Genomic DNA, 24,102 nt, shown 5'->3' with positions numbered 1-24,102 from the left:
GGTAATGTGGATGCAGAATTTCAGAAAGCAGTACAAAGGAACCCTCATCTGGGTGAGTATGTAAAGAAATTCATGCGTGAGACCGGCGAAGACGAGCCAACTTTCATGGTAAGTCTTTCAAAAGATATTGACCACTCAAAAGTTAATATTATTCTTCCGGTTGGTGATCCTGTATTCATACACCTTTATGGTGGTGATGAACAGGGAGAGATCAATTATTATGGTGTAGAACCTGAACTTACTGACCTGGAAAAAAAGAAGTATCAAACAGCTCTGGACATTATTCTTGAGAAATCTGCAACTGAACCTGTTCCAAATACAGAAACGGAGCTCAAAGACCTGATCACAAAGCTATTCAATGGATCTATAGACATAGGATCAGGTGGCAGTATTGATGAAGAAGAAGGAGGAGGCAAATTCGATATTCTCCAGAAGTTCATACCAGTACAGAAAAAAGTACCCATGACTCAAGGTGAATACAATAAAATCCTCTATCACCTTGAAAGGGACATTATCGGTTCAGGTCCAATTGAACCAATTATCAGAGACCCGTATCTTGAAGATATCAGCAGTATAGGTGTGGATAACGTATTTATTGTCCACAAGATTTTTGATACAATTAAAACTGACCTTACATTCGGGACAGAAGAAGGACTGGATAATTGGCTGCGTAGTATGAGTGAGCGTATCGGTCGTCCTGTAAGTGATGCAAGACCAATTGCTGATGGTGCTCTTCCTGATGGTTCACGTATCAATATTATTTACAGTATAGATGTCAGTAAGCGTGGTAGCAGTTTTACCATGCGTAAGTTCAGTGAAGTTCCTGTAAGTATTATCCAGCTTATCAACTGGGGTGCATTGAGCGCTGAAATGGCAGCGTATATGTGGATGTGCCTTGAGAATGGTATGAGTATCTTCTTCAGTGGTGAAACTGCAAGTGGAAAAACTACAATGCTAAATGCATGCCTTGCTTTTGTAAATCCAAAAGCCAAGATATTCTCTGCGGAAGATACCGCTGAGGTTCAGCCACCACAGCCCGTATGGCAGCAATTGATCACTCGTGAGGAAGGTCCGCCGGAATCCAGGGTAGATACGTTTGCCCTTCTAAAGGCCGCTCTGCGTTCAAGACCAAACTACATCATCGTAGGTGAGATTCGAGGAGCCGAAGGTAACGTAGCTTTCCAGGGTATGCAGACAGGTCACCCTGTACTTGCAACGTTCCACGCATCTGCGGTATCAAAGATGATCCAGCGTCTTACAGCAGACCCTATCAATGTACCTGTGACTTTCATTGACAACCTGAATATTGCAATGATCCTTTCGGCTGTTTATCGTAAAGGTAAGTTCCTCAGGCGTGCTCTTGCAATTGAGGAAATAGAAGGTTACTATGAGGAAATCGGTGGTGTGGCAACCAGGGCTGTATTCCAGTGGGAACCTGATAGTGACACTCACAAGTTCCGCGGTCTGAATAACAGCTACATCCTTGAGGACAAGATCGCCACAAAGCTTGGTTATGAGGATAAAAGGATGATATATCAGGATCTTTTCCTGAGAGCAAAGATACTGACTGAAATGAAGTCCCGTGGAATAGAAGATTATTATGATGTCCTTGAGATTATAGTGAACTTCTATAAGCATGGTGTTGACGGTCTTCCATTTATGATATAAGGTGATTTTGTGAGCTATGAGAAAGCATTCAAGAACCTTGGGATGGAACCCAAGGCATATCTCAAGAAGTTTGCTTTACCTATCGTAGCTTTTGGATTTTTATTCTCAATTCTTCTTCTTGCATTACTCCCTTCGATATTCGTTGGAACTGCCGCGTATATCCCTTATCTGATACCTGTTATCTGTATTGTTTTTGCCTTCTCTTATCCTCTATCTATTCTGGCTGCAAAAGCTTCCAGAATTGACAATAATATGCACTATTACATCACTCAGATGGGTTCCATTGCAACAGCAGAAACTCCGAGAATTGATATAGTACGTATAGTTTCGGAAAATGCGGATTATCAGGAGCTTGCAGACGAAACAAAGAAAATATACGACCTTGTGACTGTATGGCACTTAAGTCTTGCAGATGCATGTCGTTTCATCTCCAAAAGAACTCCTTCTATAATATTTGAGGATTTTCTGGACAGGTTTGCACATGCTCTCCAGTCTGGAGAAGATGTAAAGACCTTCCTTTTTGCAGAACAGAACGTTGTGATGAACGAGTATGAGTCCATGTATAATGGTGCTCTTTATGTTGTTGAGATCATCAAGGAACTCTTCGTATCTCTGGTTATGTCACTTATCTTCATGGCATCCTTTGCTGTAATCATGCCGGTGATTACCGGTATGAATGCGGAACTACTCATGGGTATTGTGGTTGTCATTTTCCTTGTAACCGATATTGTAATGGTGATGTTCACCAAGAGCAAGATCCCAAAAGACCCGGCATGGAGCCAGTCAAGTAATATGACAGAGAATAAATTGAAACTCTATCGTTCAATTCCGGTTTCAATTGCAGGATGCATTGTTGTTCTCATTGCTGTGTTACTCTATGGTAAAATAGAAACAAGCATTGCAGTTGCCATGGTGTTAACCCCTCTTGTCTACACAGGACATGTTTCAAGAAAGATTGAGAAGAGTATCAGGAGAAAAGACGAAAATTTCCCTGCATTCATTCGTTCTCTGGGAAGCTCAGCCGGAGCCAGGGGTGGTGTTATTGATGAGGCCCTGAAAGCTTTGAGAGCACATGACTTTGGACCTCTGACAACCGATGTGAATAATCTCTACAAGATGCTTGTTACAAGGATCAACAAGTTCAGTTCCTGGGAATACTTCGCTTCCAACACTGGTAGCAACCTTATCCAGCGTTTTTCAGGTATGTTTGTCCAGGCAACCAACCTTGGTGGTCAGCCTGAGGTCATAGGCGACATTATAGCTACTAATTTTCACAGGATAGTAACTCTCAGAAAAAAAAGGTCACAGTCTGCCGGAAGTCTTGTGGGTGTACTGTATGGCCTGACAGGTGGTATCGGTTTTACCATGTACATTTCCCTTGGTGTTGTGGGTCTCATGCAGGACATGTTCTCATCTGTGGAAATGCCGGCAGGTATGTCCATGGGCATGGTTCTCTACACCAATGTAGGAAACATAGACACACTCTCAAACATGGTCATGGCCATCATGGTGGGTCACTCACTGATGTCAGCTATCCTGATTAGAATTGTAGATGGTGGCCATATGCTCAGTGCTACAATTGATTTTGTGATCATGGTTTGGATATCCGGTGCAAGTGCTGTGGTAACTATGGCAGCAGTGTCATCACTACTGGGTATTGCCTGACACGGAAAATAACTGACACAAAAAAAAGTATGTGAAATAAGGCAAAAAACAGAGTCTTATTTTACCCTTGTTTTGATGTAATTTGCTAAGAACTCACCAACTTCAGATGTACTGCTTTTCCCTCCAAGGTCTGGAGTGCAGATTCCAAGATTCAGGGATGTATCGATAGCTTCTTCCAGGATGGCTGCCTCTGCCATGTCTCCATGCCATTCAAGAAGCATTTTAAGACTAAGGATTGCAGCAAGAGGGTTTGCAATGTTCCTGCCAGCAATATCAGGTGCGCTTCCATGTACCGGCTCAAAGAATGCATATTTCTCACCGATATTGGCACTTGGCAAAAGCCCAAGTCCGCCTACAAGTGCTCCGGACATATCGCTGAGAATATCCCCAAACAGATTTGTGGTGACAATCACATCATAATTCCACGGATTTTGTATCAGGTTGTAGGCAAAGGAGTCCACAAGTTCGTCATTGTGCATAACTCCTGCATCAGTTGCAGACTGGCGGCAAACATCAAGGAATAATTTGTCAGATTTCATGACATTGGATTTATGGACTATTGTCATTTTGTTAGTCCTGCTCCCTGCTAGTTTGCTTGCATAATCTGCAATTCTCTTTGACCCTTTTCTTGTTATCACTCTTTTTGTAGTGGAAACGTCTTCACCAATTTCCTCTATTCCGGAATAGAGTCCTTCTGTATTTTCTCTTACTATAATGTAATTGAAATCCGTCCTGTCATAAATTCCCTTTACAGAAGGAAGAGGACGTATTGGGCGGACATTTGCATACATGTCAAGTTCCTTGCGAATCGTCAGGAGGACACTTTTGTAATTAGGGTCAGAGGGTGTTGTTATTGCGCCAAAAAGAACGCAGTCACAATCTTTCAATGTGTCAATGTCCTCATCTGTAATAGCAGAACCTGTGCGTTCCCATTTTCCATAACCAAGTTCTAGAGGAATTTTCTCAACATCAAGCTCAAATGCATCAAGAACTCCAAGTGCTGCAGGAATTACTTCCTTTCCAACTCCATCACCTTCTACAACTGCAAGTTTCATCTCAATTCCCCGATCATCTTATATTCGTAATTATAAATTGTCCTTCTTACCTGAAAGCCTTAGCTCTTCAACGAGATTCCTGATTGCCATGGTTACATCAAATTCCGAGGCTCCCCAGTGTACAACTGCTCCTCTTATGCCGGCAATTGTAACAATTCCAGAATTCTCAGCACGGCAGCATCTTGTAATGAATACTTTGCTGGGTTTGAATATATCTGATTTGAAGGGACAGATGTTAACAAACGAATACTCAATTCCCGGAAATCTGGACTCAAAAAGACTCTTTGAGATCTCACAGCCTACCAGCAATGCTCCATCTTCCTCGATAACATCACAATCCAGACATTTTCCCTTAAGTCCGGAAGAAGAACAAGGGAACACCGTATTCTCTCCTTCAAATTGTCTCAGATCGGTAAGGTTTTCTGAGAACCGTATGGATAAGTCTCCCCATACTCCGCTTTGTTCGATCCTGCGGACAACACTTGCAAGCCATGAAGGTTCAGGTGGGAATATATCCACGATCTCAATCTCAATGATCTCAGAAGGGTCAGGTTTGTGTACAAATGTCAGGTGTTTGTCTATGCCAGTGAATATAACAGTGTTGACTTTGCCTTTGCATATTTCAGTTGCTGTGTCTATGAGAAGTGCCCTATCTTTGATATTCAGTTCCTTTGGATAGCGTACGATCTCTTCACCTGAAGCCAGTTTTTTAAGGTTGGTAGCATCCCTGAGAAGTCCTTCTCCTTGATGTTCCACCTCAAAAAGAGAATAGTTACCGGTTTCACAGTTTTCTACTATCATATATTTTGTGAGGAAGTAGATTCGCCTGTCTTCTCCGTCAGGCATTTCTTTGCTGTGCCCGACGTATTTGTATTCATCCGGAAATATCATTTGAGACATTTTATTGTTTGTTCTTCTGTGCTTTTCTGTGTGCTACAAGACCGCCATCAGTAAGTATTTCCAGCAGGAAGTCAGGAAGCTTGTTGCCCTGGAATTCTTTTCCGTTGACCGTTACTGTTCCTTCATGCAGGTCGATTTCAACTTCATCACCTTCGTTGCATTCAACGTCTGCTTCCATTAACGGTAGTCCTACATTGATTGCATTTCTGAAAAAGATCCTGCCAAATGATTTTGCAACTATACAGCTTAATCCTGCATATTTGAGTGCCAGTGCAGCCTGTTCTCGGGATGATCCGCAACCAAAGTTATCAGCAGCAACAATGATATCGCCTTTCTCTACCTTCTTTGAAAACTCAGGATCAATTCCTTCCATAGCGTGATCTGCAAAGACCTGCATATCCTTTGTGCGCAGGTATTTTCCGGGAATTATTACATCTGTATCGATATCGTTGCCGAATATCCATGCTTTTCCCTTGATTATATTGTCCAATATATCACCTTATGGCTAGCTTCTGCATGATGTTATTTGTAAGTATCGGGAATGAAACAAAAAAGTAAAAAAGATGATAATGGGAAAATGCTTAAACTTCTATTGTATTCCCATTCAAAATGTCTGTTTCACTGACGCTGACCTGCTGTGTGGTGTTTCCATAACTTATCACATAAGATCCGGTTGGCATGGTATCGAACTGTGTTTCTCCTTCAATGGGTCCTGTTGTAGAATAAGGGACTGTGAACGAGTAAGTTCCGTCAGGTCTTGCAGTTGTGGTTTGTGAATACGCAAATGTTCTCATCTGGCTGGTTAGTATGGTGTTGCCGATGGTTACAGTTTCATCAGCAGGGGCTGTGCCTGTAATTGTAGCACCTTCTACGTATTCGAAGATTTTTACATATCCGCTGTAATCTTCTGGCAGATTTCCTCCAAAGAGCACATTGTAGACATTCTTATATCCTGCTTCCTGTGTGCTACTTGACATCGGTGATTCATGAACCATACGGTATTGTTTAAGTCCGTTTCCGTCAAAGATGTGAAGTCTTGCTTCCATTGAGTTATAGTATCTTTGTCCGGGGACTGTCATGTATCCTGAGTCTGTTTGTACCTGTACATAATAATCATCAGTGTCCAGTGTCCAGGCGGTCATAGCATAGAATTTTCCAGTTGCCATTTCAACGTCAGAGACTATGTAGCGTGCCCCTGCTTTATCAGGGTCAGGGTCAACTGCTTCCAGGACTTTAGTTGCTTCTTCTTCGGAAGATGCTGTGAAGAATGTGGAAGCACCCGGTTCATTTTCTTCTTCAATGCTCTCTCTTCTACCACCTACGCCCTGCTGGAATGGGTTCGCATTTGGAATGCGGTGTCCAATTACTTCTATCCAGTGTCCATAGTCCCACCAGGACATAACGCCATATGCAGTATCGGGATACTCATAAGTTTCTCCAGTTGCTGGTTTTTCATAATTCTCATAGTAGTCAAGTCCCGGATCTGGGGTGTTATATCTTAACCATGAGGTTGCTTCTATCCAGTAACCGTTCGGGCCACCGGTTCCCTGAGACTGCTGCATTGCAAGACTGTAGCTTGGGTATATCATGACCAGTATGATGATAACGGCTGAGAGTATGTGCATTATTTTAATATTACTAGCATTGAATGTTTTTGATTTGATACGGTCTGTTATGTTTTGCCAGCCGGCAAGATTTAGAATTTCAACTCCTATCCATGCACTGAGAATTGCTGCATTTACAGAGTAGTAATATGCAAAACGGTTCTGTTGAAGCATAGCCCAGATTATCATCAGTGTCCAGACTAAAAGGAATGTTTTGTCTGGAGTATTCTTTTTTGTAAATGTTTTGTAGATTAGTATTGCAAGTGCAAAGAATGATATGTACCCAAGTGTGCCGAAGTTGTACCAGAGTGGCTGGAGGGTGAATTGTCCTCCTGATGATAGGAGGGGGGAGGCTTCTGCTATTGTAAGACTGCCACCGGTGTTCATGAAGTAACTTGCTAATTTGGTGATGAGCGCATAGGTGCTTGGTGATATTGCTTTTGCAAGTACAATTACTGCTATAGCCAGTAATGCTATTGAGAGGGGATAATAATAAATCTCTAATTTTCGCTTCTTAAATTCGATGGAGATAAGAGTGAAAAGTGGAAATGCTATTATGCCAGTGAAGAGGCCTTCTATCAAAGGTCCTTTGGAAGATAGGTTAGGTACCATCAGTACCATCATTAATGCAATACCAAAGATTATTACACCGCTGATTGCCAGATACTCAGTAGGACGTTTGTGCATGTGATCGATTATATGTTGCACTGTGAGGTAGATACCAAGTATGAAACTGAAAAAAACGGCACCATACCATGCTAGTGAGTAAGCTCCCAATATTAATCCTGCTAATATGATGTATGGTAATGAAGCCATCAAGCCATCATAATTCCTTTCTTTTAGGTCAGTAAAGGTTATCTGTTTTTCATAAGCAACCATCAATAACTTAATCATGAACATGGCTACAAAAGTCGTAAGCAGAGTTTCAGCTATATGGTGATCATTGAATCCGATTATTGATCTTGAGAGGAATTGACCAGGTGCTAATGCGATAAGAAATGCTGCAAGTAATCCTGTCCTGCGGTCGAATAACCATTTTGCAGCAAAATATGTAGGAATTATCACGACTGCTCCTAGGAATGCGGGGTAGTATGCACAAATTTTGTAAATAAGATCCTGACTTGGGTTCCCTAAGCCCAAGATCCAGATTATTGTTGAAAGGACCATGTCGAACAATGGTGCAAAGACTTGGTTTGTGCCGTTTGGATATTGTGTATATGCATCGAACCACAAAACATTAGGATAATTATGTACAATAGATTCAACGTTGCGCAGATGATACCATGGGTCGTTCCCACCAAAACGCACAAAGGTATCTGATATGAACACACTTGCCCTAGGTCTGATTCTGATATATAGTGCTATAATGAATGGGATGAGAATTCCTGTGCAATAAGGTAGGATATTAATTATTTTTGTCTTTTCATTTTCACCGGTCATATGCTTCACTCACATTAAATACCATATTGAATACATGCAATTTTGAGGAATTGGAATGTAATTTGTAGTTGATTGGTTAGCTGGTCTATTATTTACTTCATAAAGGGAATTAAATCCTAAATTTGTAATGTATTACCTCTTCATCCAATATATATCTATTATTACAGATACACTATTTATTGCAAGTGCTCTATCTTCTTTAATTACTTTTACGTTTCAGAAAAGCATTTTTCTTATGGGAAATACCCGTTACGAAAAGCTTTCCAAAGTTAACCAGATATCTTGTATTTTTACTTCCAAGTACATAATTTAACGATGGATATGATATTGCCCAAGCATATGATATAAGCCAGGGAATTGTAATTACTCTCAACTGATGGTACTGTCTTGCTCTTGCAGTTTCCTTTACCAACTTTATACAGTTGTCAGTAATTCCTCCGGTTTGCATCCCTGCTACAATCAATCCGTTCACAAAGAGAGCATATCCTCCTTGCTTAAATGCTCTAATAAGCAATTCATAGTCTCCAACGATTTTGAAAGATTCATTGAATATCCCATAGCTTTCAAAGAGATTGCGATGATGGAACATGCCCTGATGGGTGAAAGTACAGACTCCGTCTATCATTATCCCATTCCATGTATGGTCCCATGAACTGCCATCAATGCAGCATATCTCATTATTTTCATTTACCCTTGCAACCTGTCCATAAACCAGTTGTATGCTTTCAGATTCTGCTTTGATTAGGTATGTTTCGAGTTCTTCAAAAACCTTGTTTTCCCACAAATAGTCATCAGAACCCAAAAAGTATATCCATTCACCATTTGCATGTTCCAGTGCTTTGTTCCATGCATTATATATTCCATTATCCGGTTCAGATATCCAGTAAGCGATCTTATCATTGTTGGCTTTTAAAATATCAATTGTACCATCTGTGGAACCACCGTCAATAATTATAAGTTCTTTATTTTTAAAAGTCTGATTAGATACACTATCGATGCAGCGCTGCAAGGTTTTTGCACCGTTATAAACTGCGATGATGACTGATATCAAGGTTTTTTTTGTCATTTATTTTGTTATTGAGCATATTAGGGTATTGTTCGTTTTGCTACTTCTGACTTATATACCACTCATATGCCTGTTCAATTCCATAGCGGAGTGTGATTTTAGCTTTCCATCCAAGTCTGTCCAGCCTGTTTACATCCAGCAACTTTTGTGGGGTTCCATCTGGTTTTGAAGTATCATAAACGATATTTCCTTCATATCCTACGATTTCAGCTATAAGCTCAGCCAGTTCCTGAATTGTAATATCTTTTCCAAACCCAATATTTACGAATTCTCCGATATCCATATAGTCATAGTTCTCCATCATATGAACACAGGCATCAGCCATGTCATCCACATGCAGGAATTCACGTTTAGGTTTTCCACTTCCCCATACTACAATTTCAGGTTTATTTTCTACTTTTGCTTCATGGAATTTACGGATCAGTGCGGGCATCACGTGTGAGTTTTCAAGGTCAAAATTGTCATTTGGACCATAGAGATTGGTTGGCATCACCGAAATAAAGTTGGTTCCATACTGTTGATTATAATGCTTACACAACCTTATACCTGCAATCTTTGCAATTGCATATGCTTCATTAGTGGATTCCAGTTCTCCGGTTAGTAAGTAATCTTCTTTCATAGGCTGAGGTGCAAACTTAGGATAGATGCAGGAAGAACCAAGGAAAAGAAGTTTTTTGACACCATAGGTGTATGCGGCATGGACTACATTTGCTTCTATCATTAGGTTCTGATAGATAAACTCTGCAGGATATGTGTTGTTTGCAAGAATTCCGCCGACTTTAGCTGCTGCGAGGAATACATAGTCTGGTTTTTCGATTTTGAAGAAGTTGTTGACCGCTTGCTGGTCTGTTAGGTCGAGTTCTTTGTGGGTGTGGCATATAATGCTTTGATAGCCTTTTGATTCCAACTTTCTTTTTATGGCCGAACCGACCATACCTCTGTGACCTGCAATGTAAATTCTACTTTTCTTATCCATGCCTAATCCTCAAATATTAATTTATAATTTTGAATACAAGTCTGCATATCTTTTAGCAACTGACTTTAGTTCAAAGTTTTCCTCGACATATTTTCGTGAGGTATCACTTAATTTTTTCTTTCTTTTGTCATGCTCAACAATCCACTCCATGCCTTTTGCCAAATCTTCAGTATCAAAGGGTTTTGCTAGATATCCATTTTCCTTATGCTTAACTATGTCAATTAAACCCGTTGAATTAAATGATACTACTGGAGTGCCGCATGCCATAGCTTCTGAAGCTGTTTGTCCAAATGCTTCTTGTACAGAAGGAACTATCATTATATCTGCGGAAGAATAAAGTAAACTTAGGTGATCATCAGGTATGTAACCTAAATAATTAGTTGGAATCGAAATGTTTTCCTGTCGACTCTGCCCATTGTTCCCAAATATTATAGTTTCGAAATTTAAGTCTTTTGAAAGAATCTCTATGGCTGGCTTTAAAAATTGGAACCCTTTTCTTTGATCATGTGTTGAGTTCATTGCTCCAAAAAGGATTAAATTCTTATCCAAAGGTAATTTCAATGCTTTTCTGGCTTCATTCTTATTAATGGGCTTGAATTTTTGCAAATCAATTCCATTTGGTATCACTTCTATTTCCTTATCCTGAAATAGAGAACTTGAACGTGCACATGTTGCAAGCCAATTGCTAGGTGTAACAATAGTGAAATCTATATTCTCCCAATATTTTTTTTTGCGTTTCCATACCCAATTACTCAAGTCTGTCTCCTTATTGGAACTAAGTTGTGGGCACTTGCCACACATATGTTTAAATCTATAACATGTCTCGCTATAATGGCATCCTCCAGTAAAGGCCCACATATCATGCAATGTCCAGACTAGGGGCTGTTTAATTTTAGCAATTTCTTGAATAGGTATAAATCCCTGACATATCCAATGCAAATTCACAATATCAGGATTTATCTCATTAATCTTTAGATGTATATTATTAGGTACCCACTGTGGGCTCCAATCAATTTGCTGGAAATTTCGATAGTTGTAATATATCAAAGGTAACCTGTCGGTAAGATAGCGGGCAACAGACATAAAGTTCCATTTAGATGCTCTTGGGCCTTTGATATTTGCTTTTATCCCTATTACGGAAGTATCATTGCTTATTTTCTTTTGCACTAGCATCTTTGAGTTTATATCTATTTGCTGAAGTCCTTGATGTAATCTATAAGCTGCTCTAGCAGCACCACCATGGATGTCCGATGTGTTGATGAGAAGAGGTTTCATAGATGTTCACAAAACTATTTTTTTTGTAGCAGTATATGGGATTCATGGCATGATATATATCTTTCATGGGCAAAATTATGAAGCAACCATATTTAAATAAGTTTTAATCGTTGCAAGCAGATTATTGAATCCAAATCAATGAATTTACTAAAACGATGATAGCAAAAATACAGTGTTTTCTTAAACATAGATCCTGCATAGAAATTGTAACATGCTTTAACAATTCTTCCATCTGGTATAACTATTTTAGGAATTGACATTTGTTCTGTATTTTGTTCATTTATTTGAACGTCATATCTTTTATCAGCAGAACAGTGCGTCCCACTTCCATCATTTCCTATATTCCTTATTCTGGATTTCACAGGAAATATACACAATCCATCTTTTAAGATTATATTGATGGACCAATATACTGCCCACGAATCACTCTTGCCACTTGTTTGTTTTTTTATCATAGGATATAAGTCAAGACCGGCTCTATCCAATTTTTTCTTTATTGAACTTGAACTTTCAATCATTTTCAATATATTAGGGTTATTAGAATAGTATGCCCAAGCCCTCTTCCAAGTACTCCAACCCCAAGATGACGACCTATAGGAAAAATAAATATCATAAGGATAATCTTCAGGTATTTCTATAGGGGAAGCATAACCACTTACATTCATTATTCTTTCATCTGATTCATAATAAGAAAGGCAAAAATTCATAAAGTTTAAAAAATCAGGAGTAGGAACGCAATCATCTTCTAAAACAATTATCTTATCATGTTTTTGCAACACATAATTGATTCCTTCTACAATTGACCTCGCAAGACCTTTATTGTTTTCGCTTTCAATTATAATTGTATTTTTTAAATCATAAGAGTGAATCAATTTTCGGGTATTTTGTACAGCACTAACATCTTCTTCAGTTTTTGCTCCGTCACAAAATATATAAAGCACACTATCTTTAAACTCTGGAGCTTTTATTAGATTTTCAAGGGTCTGGTGAGTATGATTAGGTCTGTTATATACGAATAGAGCTATTGGAGCAAGTTTCATATTGGCTTCCTGTTGGTCATTGTATGTGATATTTAATTTTTTTTTAATGACTTATTCTAATTTATATCGAGTCATTTTCATATGATGATAACATTGTAAATCATGAGTTTAATAATACATAACCTATGCTACGTAACGAGTTTACAATAAAGAAATAGGTACCATAGATCAAACCAAAATTCAAATATGAGTAATTGAAGAGATCTTTTAAATTGGAAGATGATTTTCTTTGGAAAAAAACTGAACATATACTTGGTAGTAGATTGTTTTTATTCAATTTTCCAGGTACATTAAGTTCTGTATAAACAATGGAATTACCAGAAACAAAAGCATGATATCCTCTTTTTTTAGCACGATATACCAATTCATAGTCTGCTCTATAATGTGGCAGATTTATTTCATCATATAATCCGATATCAATAAAAATATTGGCAGGAATCAATGTACCTCTACCTGACAATAGATCGCTTGGTAGGAGCTTATCTTTCAAATCTTCGATTTTACAGGATGTGTTGGCATACTCAAATTTTGCTAACATTTTATTTAAAACAATATTTGCATATATTATGTTTGAACTATTGGATTCAACACATAATGAACCAATCATTGTAGTCTTATCATTTTTCCAATCTAAAATTAAATTAGACAAATAATCATTACCAATAATTACATCATCATTAATCACCAAAATAGGTGTTTCTAGGCTAATATTTTTATTTTCTAATATGTAATTTATACCTTTGTTAACAGCACCAGACCACCAAAGTTTAGAAGAAGCTGTTATAATTGTTATATTTTGATCTGGAATTTTTTTTATTTTCTTTTTTCCATGATCAATTATGATTAAATTATAATTATTATATGTTTGTTTTCTTAACTGTTCCACTAAGTTTATCACACAGTCTTCTCTTTCAAATACAGGTACCACAATCCATATCAGTGGCAGATATTGCATAAACTCACATCACCATGCCGTTTTTATTTTATATTTTCCTGTCTATGGTAATACCTACAAATCATGTCTGTACTTATTGTTTCCGGAACATAACAACATAACTCTCTCCTAGTTTGAATAAATCCAATAATCTTGCAATTGGTGCCATTAGTTTTAATCGGTCTATTATACCTGTAGTTGTAAGTATTAATTTGGAGCACAAATTATTATTATATGAATATGACCAAAAAACTGAAACTTTTCCTTGTGAAGGATAATACAATAAATGATTAATTTGATATATTATCCAAGATGTGGGCGTTATTATTTTTATGGACTCTACTTCAAATCCGCATTTATGTGCCAACACTAGTATACTATCTTTTGTAAAATGTTGTTGATGGTATGGTATATGCCAATTAATCCATTTTCTTTTAAATAGTTTTGCCATGAGCGATTGTGAATTTGGTACGCTAAAAATAAGTTGGCCGCCAGGCTTCAAAATATCATGAATGCCTTTTACTGTTTCAATTGGGTTCAGCATATGTTCAAGAACTTGTGACATCGTTACATAATCAAATTTTTGGTCACTGTAGTCAGCAGGCTCAAAAAGACCAATTTTTACGTCCAAATCATATTTTTCAGCCATTTTTAACACGTTCTCATCAGCTTCAACTCCATATACATCGCATTTTTTATGTTTTAAATAGAGTAATGACTCGCCAAAACCACATCCTATATCCAAACAACATGATTTTGAAGGTATACTGTAATGGCACAATGTCTTTTTTCCTTCAAGGTATATTTTATATTTTGATGCAAATATTGATTTTGTGTTCATTTCAGCAGGCATCTCATTTCGTGGGTAGTATTCTGTGTACAAAGTAGCTATTTCATTATGTGTCATTTTGGGAGCCACAACTACATGACCACATGATTTACACTTTAATAATGAATAATTTTTAGGATATCCATATCTATCGTCATAGATATAGTCACAATAAGGTTCAATGTCATTTGAACATATTTGGCAAATTTCGCGTTTCATTTATATCTTTATTTATGAGTTAATTCTCTAATTTGATGTAATGTGGTTCTTGCTGAAGCCACAGTTAATATTTACTATATTATTTTAGTTATTTAAATTCAATATTCTGAATCCACTTTTGATTGTTTAAATACCATTCAATTGTACTTTCTATTCCCTCATCAAATTTGATAGTTGGTTCCCATCCCAATTCTTTTTTTATTTTTGTTGAATCGATTGCATATCTTCTATCATGACCAAGTCTATCTTTTACATGTTTTATTAAGCCGTCATTAATTTCTGAATCATTCAATTTATCTCTTAAGCAGCTTATTATTTTACGTGTAATATATATATTATTCTTTTCATTATGGCAACCTATATTGTATACTTCACCAATTTTACCTTTTTCAAAAACAATATCTATTGCTTTACAATGGTCGCTGACATGCAGCCAGTCTCTTATTTGTTTTCCATCTCCGTAAATTGGTAATTCTTGATGCTTCAAAGCATTGTTTATCATTAAGGGAATTAATTTTTCAGGGAACTGGTATGGTCCATAGTTGTTTGAACATCTTGTTATATTTATAGGCATTCTGTACGTATCATAATAGGTTTTAACCACTAAATCAGCAGCTGCCTTACTTGCAGAGTATGGGTTATGTGGGTCCAATGGCGTATTCTCTGTAAAATATCCAGTAGAATCTAATGTTCCATAAACTTCGTCAGTAGATATTTGTATGAATTTCTTATGTTGTATCCAGTTGCCATTTACCATCCATGATTTTTTTGCGATGTTAAGGAGAACTTGAGTTCCTAATACATTTGTTTTTAAGAATATGTAAGGGTTATTTATTGAATTATCTACATGCGATTCTGCAGCAAAATTAATCACTCCATCAAAATCATATTCATCAAACAAATATTGTACAAGTTCGAGGTTACAGATATCTCCTTGTATAAATTTAAACCTATTTTTCTGGTCAGCAGACAGTTTTAATAAATTATCTATGTTCCCTGCATATGTTAATTTGTCCAATCCTATTATGCTTAGTGTTTTATATTTACATAACATATAATATACAAAATTACTTCCTATAAACCCTGCAGCACCCGTTACAAGTAAATTCAAAACAATCACCACCATTTTATAGTTTTCTTTCGTTGGACAGGTTTATCAGGTATTCACCATAATCCGTATTTTTCAATCCTTTTGCCAATTCATGTAGTTGATTTTGACAGATGTAATTCATTCTGTAAGCTATCTCTTCAATGCATGAAATATAAAGCCCTTGTCTTTTTTGTATGGTTTGAACAAAAGATGATGCTTCATGTAATCCTTCAGAAGTTCCAGTATCAAGCCAAGCAAAACCTCTGCCAAGCAGTTCTACTTTTAAATCTCCCCTCATCATATATTCTTTATTAATATCTGTAATTTCAAGTTCTCCCCTTTGTGAATACGTTAATTTCTTTGCTATTTTTGTTACTTGCGTATCGTAAAAATAGAGACCAGGTACGACATAGTTTGATTTTGGTTTTTCTGGTTTTTCTTCAATGGAAATCACATTTTCATGTTCATCAAATTCAACGACTCCAAAAGATGTTGGATTCTGAACATAATATCCAAATATTTTTGCCCCATTTTTGATTTTTGTACATTCTTGTAACATTTGGGTGAAACCTTCTCCATAGAATACATTATCACCTAATATTAAACAAACTTCGGAGTCACCTATAAAATGCTCTCCTATAAGAAAGGCTTCTGCTATCCCTTTAGGCTCAGTTTGTTTTTCATACTTTATAGAAATTCCTAAATGACTACCATCGCCTAAAAGTTTCTCAAAGAAAGTAATAAATTCTGGATTAGTTATAATTAGAATGTCCTTAATACCTGCAAGCATCAAAGTTGATAGTGGATAATAAATCATAGGCTTGTCATAAACTGGTAATAATTGTTTACTGATTGATTTTGTAATTGGATACATTCTAGTACCACTGCCACCTGCTAGTATTATTCCTTTCATCTTTCACTCCATATTTATAATACATAATATAATATTAAGTCACGTTAAATAAATCATGCTAAAATTGTAGCAAGCTTATTATTATTTAGCATTTTCTTCAGTTCTTTTTTTAAATATAAACCCTTGATATTTTGCATGAAACCGATTATCAATTTCTATGTTTTGGCCTAGCTGGTTATTAAATTCTTCTATAAGTGTGTACTTATTAGCAAAGGTATTTAACAATTTTTTTTTATCAAAAAACCAACATGGATAGCTTGCCTTATATATGCCGGGGTGGATTTTCTGAATAGTAAGTATGTCTCTGTCTTCACCAATAACAATGCCTGTCAAATCAAAAATTATGTATTCAAATTGATATTCTAATATCTTTGTTAGGAAATCATAAGGTTTTTCGATGTATTGAATGGAACTAGAAAATAAGAGTGTATTTGGATTGTTTTCCTCAAGACAAGTATCTATGTTAAAATAATATTTAATTGTATTATCTTCAAAGTAACTTTTTCCACATTCCACAAAATTAGCTTGCTCGACAATATTCCATTTTAAATCGTTCAATGAACTCAAAAATTTCTTGTTTTGAAAGTATGTACTTCCAAGTGAACCACCGAAATCTATAATGTTTAAATTATTATTATTTTGCCCAGCAATCCACAATAAAGATGCGAGTAAAGGCCAAGAGTACTCTATTTTATCATATAACACTGAGTCTCTTTCATATATTGCCTCATTATTTTTTACTTTTAGTAGCGATGATTTTACTTTTTGTAAAATGATATCATTGTCATAGCCAACAGCACATTTGTTTGCATCTGTCCATGAATTGTAATCTCCAAACCATCCATATTTGCTATTGTGTAACTTTTGTAGGCTACTCCACAAAATAGGGGGTGTAAGGCATTTTAATATTGACTTCAAATTATCCATTGTTCGAACCTTATCTTAAAATTGATTTATGAGTTCTGTAACTCTCTCTATTTCAGCTACACTATGGCTGTAAGAAATTGGTAAACTTAATGTTGTTTCATGTATTTTTTCGGAGATAGGATATTTTTCATTAGCATCGATTATTCCTTTTAAAGCATTTTGTTTATGGGGTGGTATTGGGTAGTGAATATCAGTTTTTACTCCATTGTTGGAAAGATATTCTTTAAGCTCATCTCTAGCATCTGTCCGAATGTTAAAGATATGATATACATCATAATAGCCTTCTTGTAGTATGGGCTTTATGATGTTTTCTTTGAGATTTTGAATATAAATACTTGCCAGTTTTCTTTTATGCTGGTTTATTTGGTCTAATCTTCTCAATTTTATTGATAAAAAACCTGCTTGAATTTCATCAAGCCTTGAATTAAATCCTACTAGTTCATTGTGGTACTTTATGTCTGATCCATAGTTCCTCAATTTTCTAGCAATCGCAGCTAACCTGTTGTCATTTGTAGTAATTGCACCGCCATCGCCGATCGCTCCTAAATTCTTTGTTGGGTAAAAACTAAAAGCTCCGAAATCTCCAAAACTACCTACTTTTTTATTTTTGTACATTGAACCGTGAGCTTGGGCGCAATCTTCTATTATTTTTAGATCATATTTCTTACTTAATCTAACAATTTCATCCATGTCACAAGCTTTTCCATAGAGATGCACTACGATAATGGCTTTTGTTTTTTCAGTAATTTTTCTTTCAATTGCAGTTGGATTAATGTTATACGTTTTGATATCTGGTTCAACTAGAACTGGCTTTAAATTATTGTGCAATACTGCTAAAATGGTGGCTATATATGTGTTAGAAGGGACAATCACTTCGCTGTCCTTTGGAAATTGAAAAGCACGTATGGATAAAGTAAGGGCATCTAAGCCGGAACCGACGCCAATACAATGTTTAGAACCAATATATTGTGAAAATTCATTCTCGAATTTTGTCACATTTTCCCCTAAAACATACCAGCCATTATTTAATATATCTGAAAATGTTCTTTTATAGTCCTCAAAAAAAGGCCGATTAACTTCTCTAAGGTTTTCATATTCAATCGTTATAATCCCTTCTTAATCTTGTTTGTGGATATAGTCATCAGGGTTAAAATATTCTGATGCCAGAACTAATAATATACTATTTTCAGAAAAACTATGCATCGTGTGCCAATCTTCTGGATTTAATATAAGGCATTTATTTGGCTTATTCAATGTATAATCTGTTGTTAACCCGCTGTTGCTAGTTGATATTGTACAATTTCCATTCAGGCAAATGAGTGCTTGAATTGTCTTATGATGCCTATGTCCTCCTCTTGGGAGATTATTTTTATTGTTATAAATGTAGTAGATTCTTTTAATTTCAAATGGTAAAATTTTTTGTATGACTGTTAAATCGCCTCGTTCATCGGAATATGTGTCAAGATCTATTATATATGTCATATAACTCCTAGTAAAATATACAAGATATATTTCATTTTCTACCCATTTATCAATTTTGATTGTGTAAACTACTCTATGAAGTCTTTCACCTTTATACAGTTGTGCGTTTTTTTAAGTTTACATATGAGAATCCATATATAATGTTTTATGCCTTTCCTTAAATTAGTTGATCCATTAGGGTCAAATGCTTTATCGATTTTTGCAATCTTGTTTTCCATTTGCTTAATTTTCTTGACATAATCTTTGTATATCAGATTCTGAGTATTATCAGAAAGGCAATATCCTGAATTCAAGTCTACACTACCATTGGTAAAAAATTTAATTCCATGGAAATGGTAGAATACAATCTTACTCGTAAACTGAGTGGAATTTTCTTTGATATATTTTTGCTTGTTTGACTCGTATACAGTGTATTGTTGTACATTCCAAGGTGCTACTCCGCCTCCAAGATGCTTTAAAACATGGACACCTTCAAATCTTTGAGTCCAGTCATCAAGATACTTCTGATCACCTAATTTTCCATCTTCATATTTGGCATAACACCAATCTAGGCAGGCGTTTCTCCACCATTTTAAAGCCGTTAGGCCGGATATGTTATTCTTAAAAGTAACAAATTGAACACAATATTTCCCGGAAGTTTCTGTTTTATCATATTTTTTGGTATATCTATGTTCTGTTATAAGAATAGACTTTTCATCCATTTCATTTATTAGTTCTTCTGGTGATGAGAAAAAATAGATGTCTGCATCCAAATAAGTGCAATGGGACAAGTCATATTTTTCTATCGAATACAGGATTATGGATGGTGTACATGTCCAGCAATATTCCGCAGTTGATCTTGTTGGTTTTATTTCTAAGAGCTCTTTATCTTCAAATTCACAAAGTTCAATGACACTCACTTTATCTAAGTTTAGTATATTTAGGATTTCATAGCATTTTTTATCAAAGGCAAATATATACATGTGAAAATCATCATAGAGGTCCTTTAATGATTCATACATTGCTAAGCCACGTGATAAATAATTAGAGTCAAAAAGTGTACAAAAATAAAGCATTATTTTTTCCTCATAATATATTCTAATATATTCCTTAGTATTCTTTTTTTGTTTATATGTTTAAAATATGATTCAAACATTTGGATGGCTTCCTCATTTTGTTTGATTTCAATACACTGATTTATTAATGGTGAGTAGTTTTGATTCAATTCCACATTGAATTTACTTGACATGTTACAATGAGTTCCACTATCGTCAAGTCCAATATTATCTACAAATGATTTTCCAGGATAAAGGGTGAATTTATTATTGAGAAAAGCTGAAGCATACCATCTTATTGCCCATGAATCATTTTTTCCATCAATTTGATCAATAAGCATTTTAGTGTAAGGGTATGAATTATTTATATCAAATTCTTGAGTAAGATTTTCGTCTTTTAATTTAGACAATAGTTTTCTTCCATCAGGTTCAAACAAATCCCATCCTCGTTTCCAGGTACTCCATCCCCAACAATCAGCCCCGCGTATTAAAAAATATTCTGGAAGTCCTGTTATGGGGTAAACATATCCATGAATACTAATTACTTTTTCTTCATTCTCAAATAAGGTCAGGGCATCATTCATGTACCTTATGAAATATGGAGAAGTTACCATATCATCTTCTAATACAATTATTTTACCATATTCCTTGATTATTTCAGTAACTCCTAAAATTATAGATGTGGCTAGTCCTATATTAGTTTCTCTTTCAATAATTCTTATTTTTGCAAAGCCAGTTATCTCCTTTAAATAATTCCTAACTTCTTCGACATTATCATAGTCTTTTTTATTTTTTGGCCCATCACTATATATTATTAAATCACTGTTTTTTGCAAATTCATTTTTCCGAAGTGCTTCTATAGTTTTAGATGTATGCTTTAGTCGATTATATACAAAAAGTGCTAAAGGAGCAAAGTTATTAGACATCGTCAAATCCCAAATATTTTTTATTGTCAGATATTATTTTTTCAAATAGGTTGTAGTTACATTCTTGTTTTTTTTCACATAGGAGACTCAACGCATGTTGAGTCGAATATCTATGAGAGTCAATTCTAATGTTATGCAACATCAAAAGTTCACGAAATTCTGTGTTTTTCTCAGACATTATAAGTTGGCTTAATATGTTCGTTATCTTTTCTAAAAAATTCATTTGTAGGTGGATTGCGCCAGTTGCTGAGCAATAATATTTTCGGTATCTTGTAGAATATAGATAAAGTGCTTGTTGGTTTGATAACAATTCATAATCTTTTTCAAGCCACTCATTAAGTTTTTTTAAATACTCTGTGTACTCATCTTCATTACATATCTGAACAAAATTATTTTTTGTGTAATGGGGAACAAGTTTAAAGTCATTCTTTTCTTTACTTATATCTAAAATTACTGAATATCCATAATTTAATTTATTTTCGAAGTCTCCACTGTCCATAAAAAAATTGCCGAGACTATAAAATATCATGCTATTTTTGTATTTTTCATATCCTTGTGGTACATGAGGGTGATGTCCTATTACAAAATCCACTCCTTGATCACATAGATTACGATAGCGTTCTCTCCATTGTGGAAGTGGAAGTGGAACTTCTTCTACACCTCCGTGGGCAATTAATATGAGACAATCTACTTCATCTCTAATCTTCCTAATTATGTCATTGACATTTAAGTGATTTATATACCCATAGCCCCCACGATTTTCATTGTCAAGTAATGAACCAAATTCACTTTCGCACAATGATAATAATCCTATTTTTACATCATTTACGACTTTGATGAGTGGTTTGTAGGCGCTATTAAAATCCATACCTGCTCCTATTGATTCTAACTCATTTTTTGTAATTATATCTAGGGTTTCTCTTAAACCTACATCTCCATAGTCGTAAATATGGTTATTAGCAAGAGAGCAGACATTAAACCCAGTTTCTTTTATAAGTTCTACTGACTCAATAGTTTGGTTTAAATGAGGGCCTGCTTTTGGAATTGCTTGTCCACTAGATTCGACAGGGGCTTCAAAGTTACATATAGAAATATCGCATTCTTCTATAAGGGCATTTAACATTGAATCAACTATTTTATTCCTTGTTTTTGATATTACTATGTCTCCCGATACGAATATTTTCATTCATCCTCCGATTGTATCAGATTCAAACCATAAGCTACAGCTTGCATGATACATAATTTTCCATATGCTTTCAAGTCTCCATTTAAGGCATTGTCATATATTTGTTCTATTCCAATTTCAGAGAAAATTTGTTTCAATACTGTACTTCTTTTAGAATCAAAGAGAGGAAATAATCCTGATTTTTTAGAATGTGATAAAGCTGGGATATCAAATAAAACTGGTTGATCTAAATATTTTTTAGGGATTATTAGTTCCAAATTAATTTTCTTCATTATTCGTGAATAAAATAATAACATATTATCTAAATGATTTGTTAGGCTTTGTGTTCCATTACTGTTGGATATGATTGCTGCAGCATCAGGATAATGATATTGAAACATTAGTTCTATCGCTTTCCGATCTTTAAGATGTTTTTCATTAAGTGTCATAAAAAAATTTTGATATACTGCTGTCATATGGGGGCTGATTACTGGAACTTCCCATTCAAGGGTGCGAGGGTGATAACTGATGAAATTTCTCTGTCGAGTCCACACATCAAAAAGAACTGATTTTTGATCAATTCTTCCATCAAATCTATCAAATGCTTTTTTGAATCTCTTTTCTGCTAAATCTAACATTTTCTGATCAAAAAAATCGAATGCTCTTATAAGTTCATCGTTTTTCCAATACTTACTTTGACTAAAGTTCTCCATCGCTTCGGTTAATGAACTATTTTTGTTTTGTATTTTCAATTTGGATACGTGTTGTCCAGCAGGCACACCTGTCATGAAACCGGATGTGAGCACGGGAGAATCAGTTTCCAAAAACGGTTTTATTTTTTCCCAAAATTCAAGTTGGTACATTCCGTGTAAATGGAGGCTACTCCCAAAAATATTTAATATTGGGTTAAGGTAATGGCGTTCTAAAAATTGACAAGGCAATTCGATGTGCCTCCAATAGACTCCATATACTTTACAAAGTTCTTTTGCAGCAATAACCTCTACGGAATTTTCAGACCCATATGTAAAACATTTTAATCTTTTCAAAAGACCCTCGTTTTCTGAACACGCAGCAATAATCATTCTGGAATCATATCCTGCAGATAATGGTAAAACAATTTCTTTATATGGTAGTAAGGCATTTTGAACTAGGTCCTTGTTCAATCTGTACAAATCCTTTGCAACTTCAATATCTGATTTATAGATTCTATCATTGCTTGCTTTGATTGATTTGAGATCTGTTTTTTTTGGTTCTTTTGTACCCAGGGTATAAGTGTATCTACTATCTGGTTCTTGGCTGAATATATGTTTGTAGAGTGTTTCTTCCCAAATCAAATGACTAAATTTCATAAATCCGAAAAAAGAGTCATAAGAAATGTCATGTTCACTGGTGGAACTATTTGTTATTACTACAGGTTCTATATTTGAGATGACTACTCCTTCTCTAAGTGAATAGAATACAGGTATTGATCCAACATAATCACTTGTGCATATAACTCTATCATTAGAAATAGTGACCAAAAGGAACCTGTCACTCAAAACATAGGCACTCTTCCATTTATTATTATACTGACCAAGACAGAAATGTATATTATCATTTTCTTGATTGAGAAGTTCTCCTATCTTTCCTTCGTATACAACATGAAGTGTAAAGTAATCTGTCTTTATCTTTGATATATTTTTGTTGAAACGTTGGCAAAGATACTGAAGGGGCTTATTTCCATCATTAGAACAATTGATGTTGTTACTAACAATCATAAAAGCGATTATTCGATTCATTGTTCCTCACGAAGTCATCTAGAATATTTCAATAATTATACTACAGTGATGTGTACGATATGTATTTCTCAATACAGATTCTATATGCCAATTATGTTTGTCATTGACGCATTTTA

The 24,102-nt window shown here is 35.5% G+C and carries 21 protein-coding genes; 2 read left to right on the top strand and 19 right to left on the bottom strand.

The window, feature by feature from the left end:
• Nucleotides 1-6: 6 nt before the first annotated feature.
• Nucleotides 7-1,668, top strand: a complete 1,662-nt coding sequence (locus FKV42_RS11820) for a type II/IV secretion system ATPase subunit (RefSeq protein ID WP_154810492.1) — start codon at nucleotides 7-9, stop codon at nucleotides 1,666-1,668.
• A gap of 9 nt (nucleotides 1,669-1,677) precedes the next feature.
• A complete protein-coding gene (gene flaJ / locus FKV42_RS11815) occupies nucleotides 1,678-3,333 on the top strand; it encodes an archaellar assembly protein FlaJ (RefSeq protein WP_154810491.1) in 1,656 nt (551 codons plus the stop codon).
• Between the two features lie 56 nt (nucleotides 3,334-3,389).
• Here the strand turns inward: flaJ and FKV42_RS11810 are convergent, their stop codons facing one another.
• The 19 genes from FKV42_RS11810 to FKV42_RS11720 form a co-directional block, all read right to left on the bottom strand.
• A complete protein-coding gene (locus FKV42_RS11810; protein WP_154810490.1) occupies nucleotides 3,390-4,388 on the bottom strand; it encodes an isocitrate/isopropylmalate family dehydrogenase in 999 nt (332 codons plus the stop codon).
• A 30-nt stretch (nucleotides 4,389-4,418) separates the two neighbouring features.
• Nucleotides 4,419-5,279 (bottom strand): DUF7714 family protein, encoded by an 861-nt coding sequence (locus tag FKV42_RS11805; protein WP_154810489.1) that lies wholly within the window; start codon nucleotides 5,277-5,279, stop codon nucleotides 4,419-4,421.
• Nucleotides 5,280-5,289: 10 nt separating this feature from the next.
• The gene (locus tag FKV42_RS11800; RefSeq protein WP_328287530.1) at nucleotides 5,290-5,781 is read right to left on the bottom strand and encodes a LeuD/DmdB family oxidoreductase small subunit; all 492 of its coding nucleotides are present in this window, start codon (nucleotides 5,779-5,781) and stop codon (nucleotides 5,290-5,292) included.
• A gap of 88 nt (nucleotides 5,782-5,869) precedes the next feature.
• Complete coding sequence (locus FKV42_RS11795; RefSeq protein WP_154810487.1) at nucleotides 5,870-8,332, bottom strand: oligosaccharyl transferase, archaeosortase A system-associated; 2,463 nt, start codon at nucleotides 8,330-8,332, stop codon at nucleotides 5,870-5,872.
• A gap of 199 nt (nucleotides 8,333-8,531) precedes the next feature.
• Complete coding sequence (locus FKV42_RS11790) at nucleotides 8,532-9,398, bottom strand: glycosyltransferase family 2 protein (protein WP_154810486.1); 867 nt, start codon at nucleotides 9,396-9,398, stop codon at nucleotides 8,532-8,534.
• A gap of 40 nt (nucleotides 9,399-9,438) precedes the next feature.
• The gene (fcl, locus tag FKV42_RS11785; RefSeq protein WP_154810485.1) at nucleotides 9,439-10,374 is read right to left on the bottom strand and encodes a GDP-L-fucose synthase; all 936 of its coding nucleotides are present in this window, start codon (nucleotides 10,372-10,374) and stop codon (nucleotides 9,439-9,441) included.
• Nucleotides 10,375-10,395: 21 nt separating this feature from the next.
• Complete coding sequence (locus FKV42_RS11780) at nucleotides 10,396-11,649, bottom strand: glycosyltransferase family 4 protein (RefSeq protein WP_154810484.1); 1,254 nt, start codon at nucleotides 11,647-11,649, stop codon at nucleotides 10,396-10,398.
• 92 nt (nucleotides 11,650-11,741) lie between these two features.
• A complete protein-coding gene (locus FKV42_RS11775) occupies nucleotides 11,742-12,689 on the bottom strand; it encodes a glycosyltransferase family 2 protein (RefSeq protein WP_154810483.1) in 948 nt (315 codons plus the stop codon).
• Nucleotides 12,690-12,789: 100 nt separating this feature from the next.
• On the bottom strand, nucleotides 12,790-13,644 hold the full coding sequence (locus FKV42_RS11770) for a glycosyltransferase family 2 protein (RefSeq protein WP_154810482.1): 855 nt from the start codon (nucleotides 13,642-13,644) through the stop codon (nucleotides 12,790-12,792).
• Between the two features lie 73 nt (nucleotides 13,645-13,717).
• Nucleotides 13,718-14,671: a class I SAM-dependent methyltransferase gene (locus FKV42_RS11765; protein WP_154810481.1), complete on the bottom strand. Its 954-nt coding sequence runs from the start codon at nucleotides 14,669-14,671 to the stop codon at nucleotides 13,718-13,720.
• An 88-nt stretch (nucleotides 14,672-14,759) separates the two neighbouring features.
• Nucleotides 14,760-15,782: a dTDP-glucose 4,6-dehydratase gene (gene rfbB, locus FKV42_RS11760; protein ID WP_154810682.1), complete on the bottom strand. Its 1,023-nt coding sequence runs from the start codon at nucleotides 15,780-15,782 to the stop codon at nucleotides 14,760-14,762.
• A gap of 16 nt (nucleotides 15,783-15,798) precedes the next feature.
• On the bottom strand, nucleotides 15,799-16,674 hold the full coding sequence (gene rfbA / locus FKV42_RS11755) for a glucose-1-phosphate thymidylyltransferase RfbA (RefSeq protein ID WP_154810480.1): 876 nt from the start codon (nucleotides 16,672-16,674) through the stop codon (nucleotides 15,799-15,801).
• 81 nt (nucleotides 16,675-16,755) lie between these two features.
• Complete coding sequence (locus tag FKV42_RS11750; protein WP_154810479.1) at nucleotides 16,756-17,601, bottom strand: TIGR04325 family methyltransferase; 846 nt, start codon at nucleotides 17,599-17,601, stop codon at nucleotides 16,756-16,758.
• Between the two features lie 15 nt (nucleotides 17,602-17,616).
• Nucleotides 17,617-18,702: a DegT/DnrJ/EryC1/StrS family aminotransferase gene (locus tag FKV42_RS11745; RefSeq protein WP_268865992.1), complete on the bottom strand. Its 1,086-nt coding sequence runs from the start codon at nucleotides 18,700-18,702 to the stop codon at nucleotides 17,617-17,619.
• 15 nt (nucleotides 18,703-18,717) lie between these two features.
• Nucleotides 18,718-19,083, bottom strand: a complete 366-nt coding sequence (locus FKV42_RS11740) for a sugar 3,4-ketoisomerase (RefSeq protein ID WP_154810477.1) — start codon at nucleotides 19,081-19,083, stop codon at nucleotides 18,718-18,720.
• A 68-nt stretch (nucleotides 19,084-19,151) separates the two neighbouring features.
• A complete protein-coding gene (locus FKV42_RS11735) occupies nucleotides 19,152-20,084 on the bottom strand; it encodes a hypothetical protein (protein WP_230375685.1) in 933 nt (310 codons plus the stop codon).
• Nucleotides 20,085-20,137: 53 nt separating this feature from the next.
• Complete coding sequence (locus FKV42_RS11730; RefSeq protein ID WP_154810475.1) at nucleotides 20,138-21,043, bottom strand: glycosyltransferase family 2 protein; 906 nt, start codon at nucleotides 21,041-21,043, stop codon at nucleotides 20,138-20,140.
• The gene (locus FKV42_RS11725; RefSeq protein ID WP_154810474.1) at nucleotides 21,036-22,229 is read right to left on the bottom strand and encodes a CapA family protein; all 1,194 of its coding nucleotides are present in this window, start codon (nucleotides 22,227-22,229) and stop codon (nucleotides 21,036-21,038) included. The genes FKV42_RS11730 and FKV42_RS11725 overlap by 8 nt, the downstream gene beginning before the upstream one ends.
• Nucleotides 22,226-23,986 (bottom strand): hypothetical protein, encoded by a 1,761-nt coding sequence (locus tag FKV42_RS11720; protein WP_154810473.1) that lies wholly within the window; start codon nucleotides 23,984-23,986, stop codon nucleotides 22,226-22,228. The genes FKV42_RS11725 and FKV42_RS11720 overlap by 4 nt, the downstream gene beginning before the upstream one ends.
• Nucleotides 23,987-24,102 lie beyond the last annotated feature (116 nt).

This window comes from Methanolobus vulcani (genome assembly GCF_006546655.1).
Classification (GTDB): Archaea; Halobacteriota; Methanosarcinia; order Methanosarcinales; family Methanosarcinaceae; genus Methanolobus; species Methanolobus vulcani_A.
This window is presented reverse-complemented; position numbering and strand designations above follow the sequence as displayed.

Bases quoted from the DNA above. Each gene is read 5' to 3' on its own strand.
- FKV42_RS11750 (WP_154810479.1), bottom strand. From the start codon at position 17,601: ATGGATAATTTGAAGTCAATATTAAAATGCCTTACACCCCCTATTTTG.
- FKV42_RS11725 (WP_154810474.1), bottom strand. From the start codon at position 22,229: ATGAAAATATTCGTATCGGGAGACATAGTAATATCAAAAACAAGGAAT.
- FKV42_RS11730 (WP_154810475.1), bottom strand. From the start codon at position 21,043: ATGTCTAATAACTTTGCTCCTTTAGCACTTTTTGTATATAATCGACTA.
- FKV42_RS11770 (WP_154810482.1), bottom strand. From the start codon at position 13,644: ATGCAATATCTGCCACTGATATGGATTGTGGTACCTGTATTTGAAAGA.
- FKV42_RS11735 (WP_230375685.1), bottom strand. From the start codon at position 20,084: ATGTATGAATCATTAAAGGACCTCTATGATGATTTTCACATGTATATA.
- FKV42_RS11720 (WP_154810473.1), bottom strand. From the start codon at position 23,986: ATGAATCGAATAATCGCTTTTATGATTGTTAGTAACAACATCAATTGT.
- rfbA (WP_154810480.1), bottom strand. From the start codon at position 16,674: ATGAAAGGAATAATACTAGCAGGTGGCAGTGGTACTAGAATGTATCCA.
- FKV42_RS11805 (WP_154810489.1), bottom strand. From the start codon at position 5,279: ATGATATTTCCGGATGAATACAAATACGTCGGGCACAGCAAAGAAATG.
- FKV42_RS11740 (WP_154810477.1), bottom strand. From the start codon at position 19,083: ATGACATATATAATAGATCTTGACACATATTCCGATGAACGAGGCGAT.
- fcl (WP_154810485.1), bottom strand. From the start codon at position 10,374: ATGGATAAGAAAAGTAGAATTTACATTGCAGGTCACAGAGGTATGGTC.
- FKV42_RS11795 (WP_154810487.1), bottom strand. From the start codon at position 8,332: ATGACCGGTGAAAATGAAAAGACAAAAATAATTAATATCCTACCTTAT.
- FKV42_RS11765 (WP_154810481.1), bottom strand. From the start codon at position 14,671: ATGAAACGCGAAATTTGCCAAATATGTTCAAATGACATTGAACCTTAT.
- FKV42_RS11790 (WP_154810486.1), bottom strand. From the start codon at position 9,398: ATGACAAAAAAAACCTTGATATCAGTCATCATCGCAGTTTATAACGGT.
- FKV42_RS11775 (WP_154810483.1), bottom strand. From the start codon at position 12,689: ATGAAACTTGCTCCAATAGCTCTATTCGTATATAACAGACCTAATCAT.
- FKV42_RS11780 (WP_154810484.1), bottom strand. From the start codon at position 11,649: ATGAAACCTCTTCTCATCAACACATCGGACATCCATGGTGGTGCTGCT.
- FKV42_RS11810 (WP_154810490.1), bottom strand. From the start codon at position 4,388: ATGAAACTTGCAGTTGTAGAAGGTGATGGAGTTGGAAAGGAAGTAATT.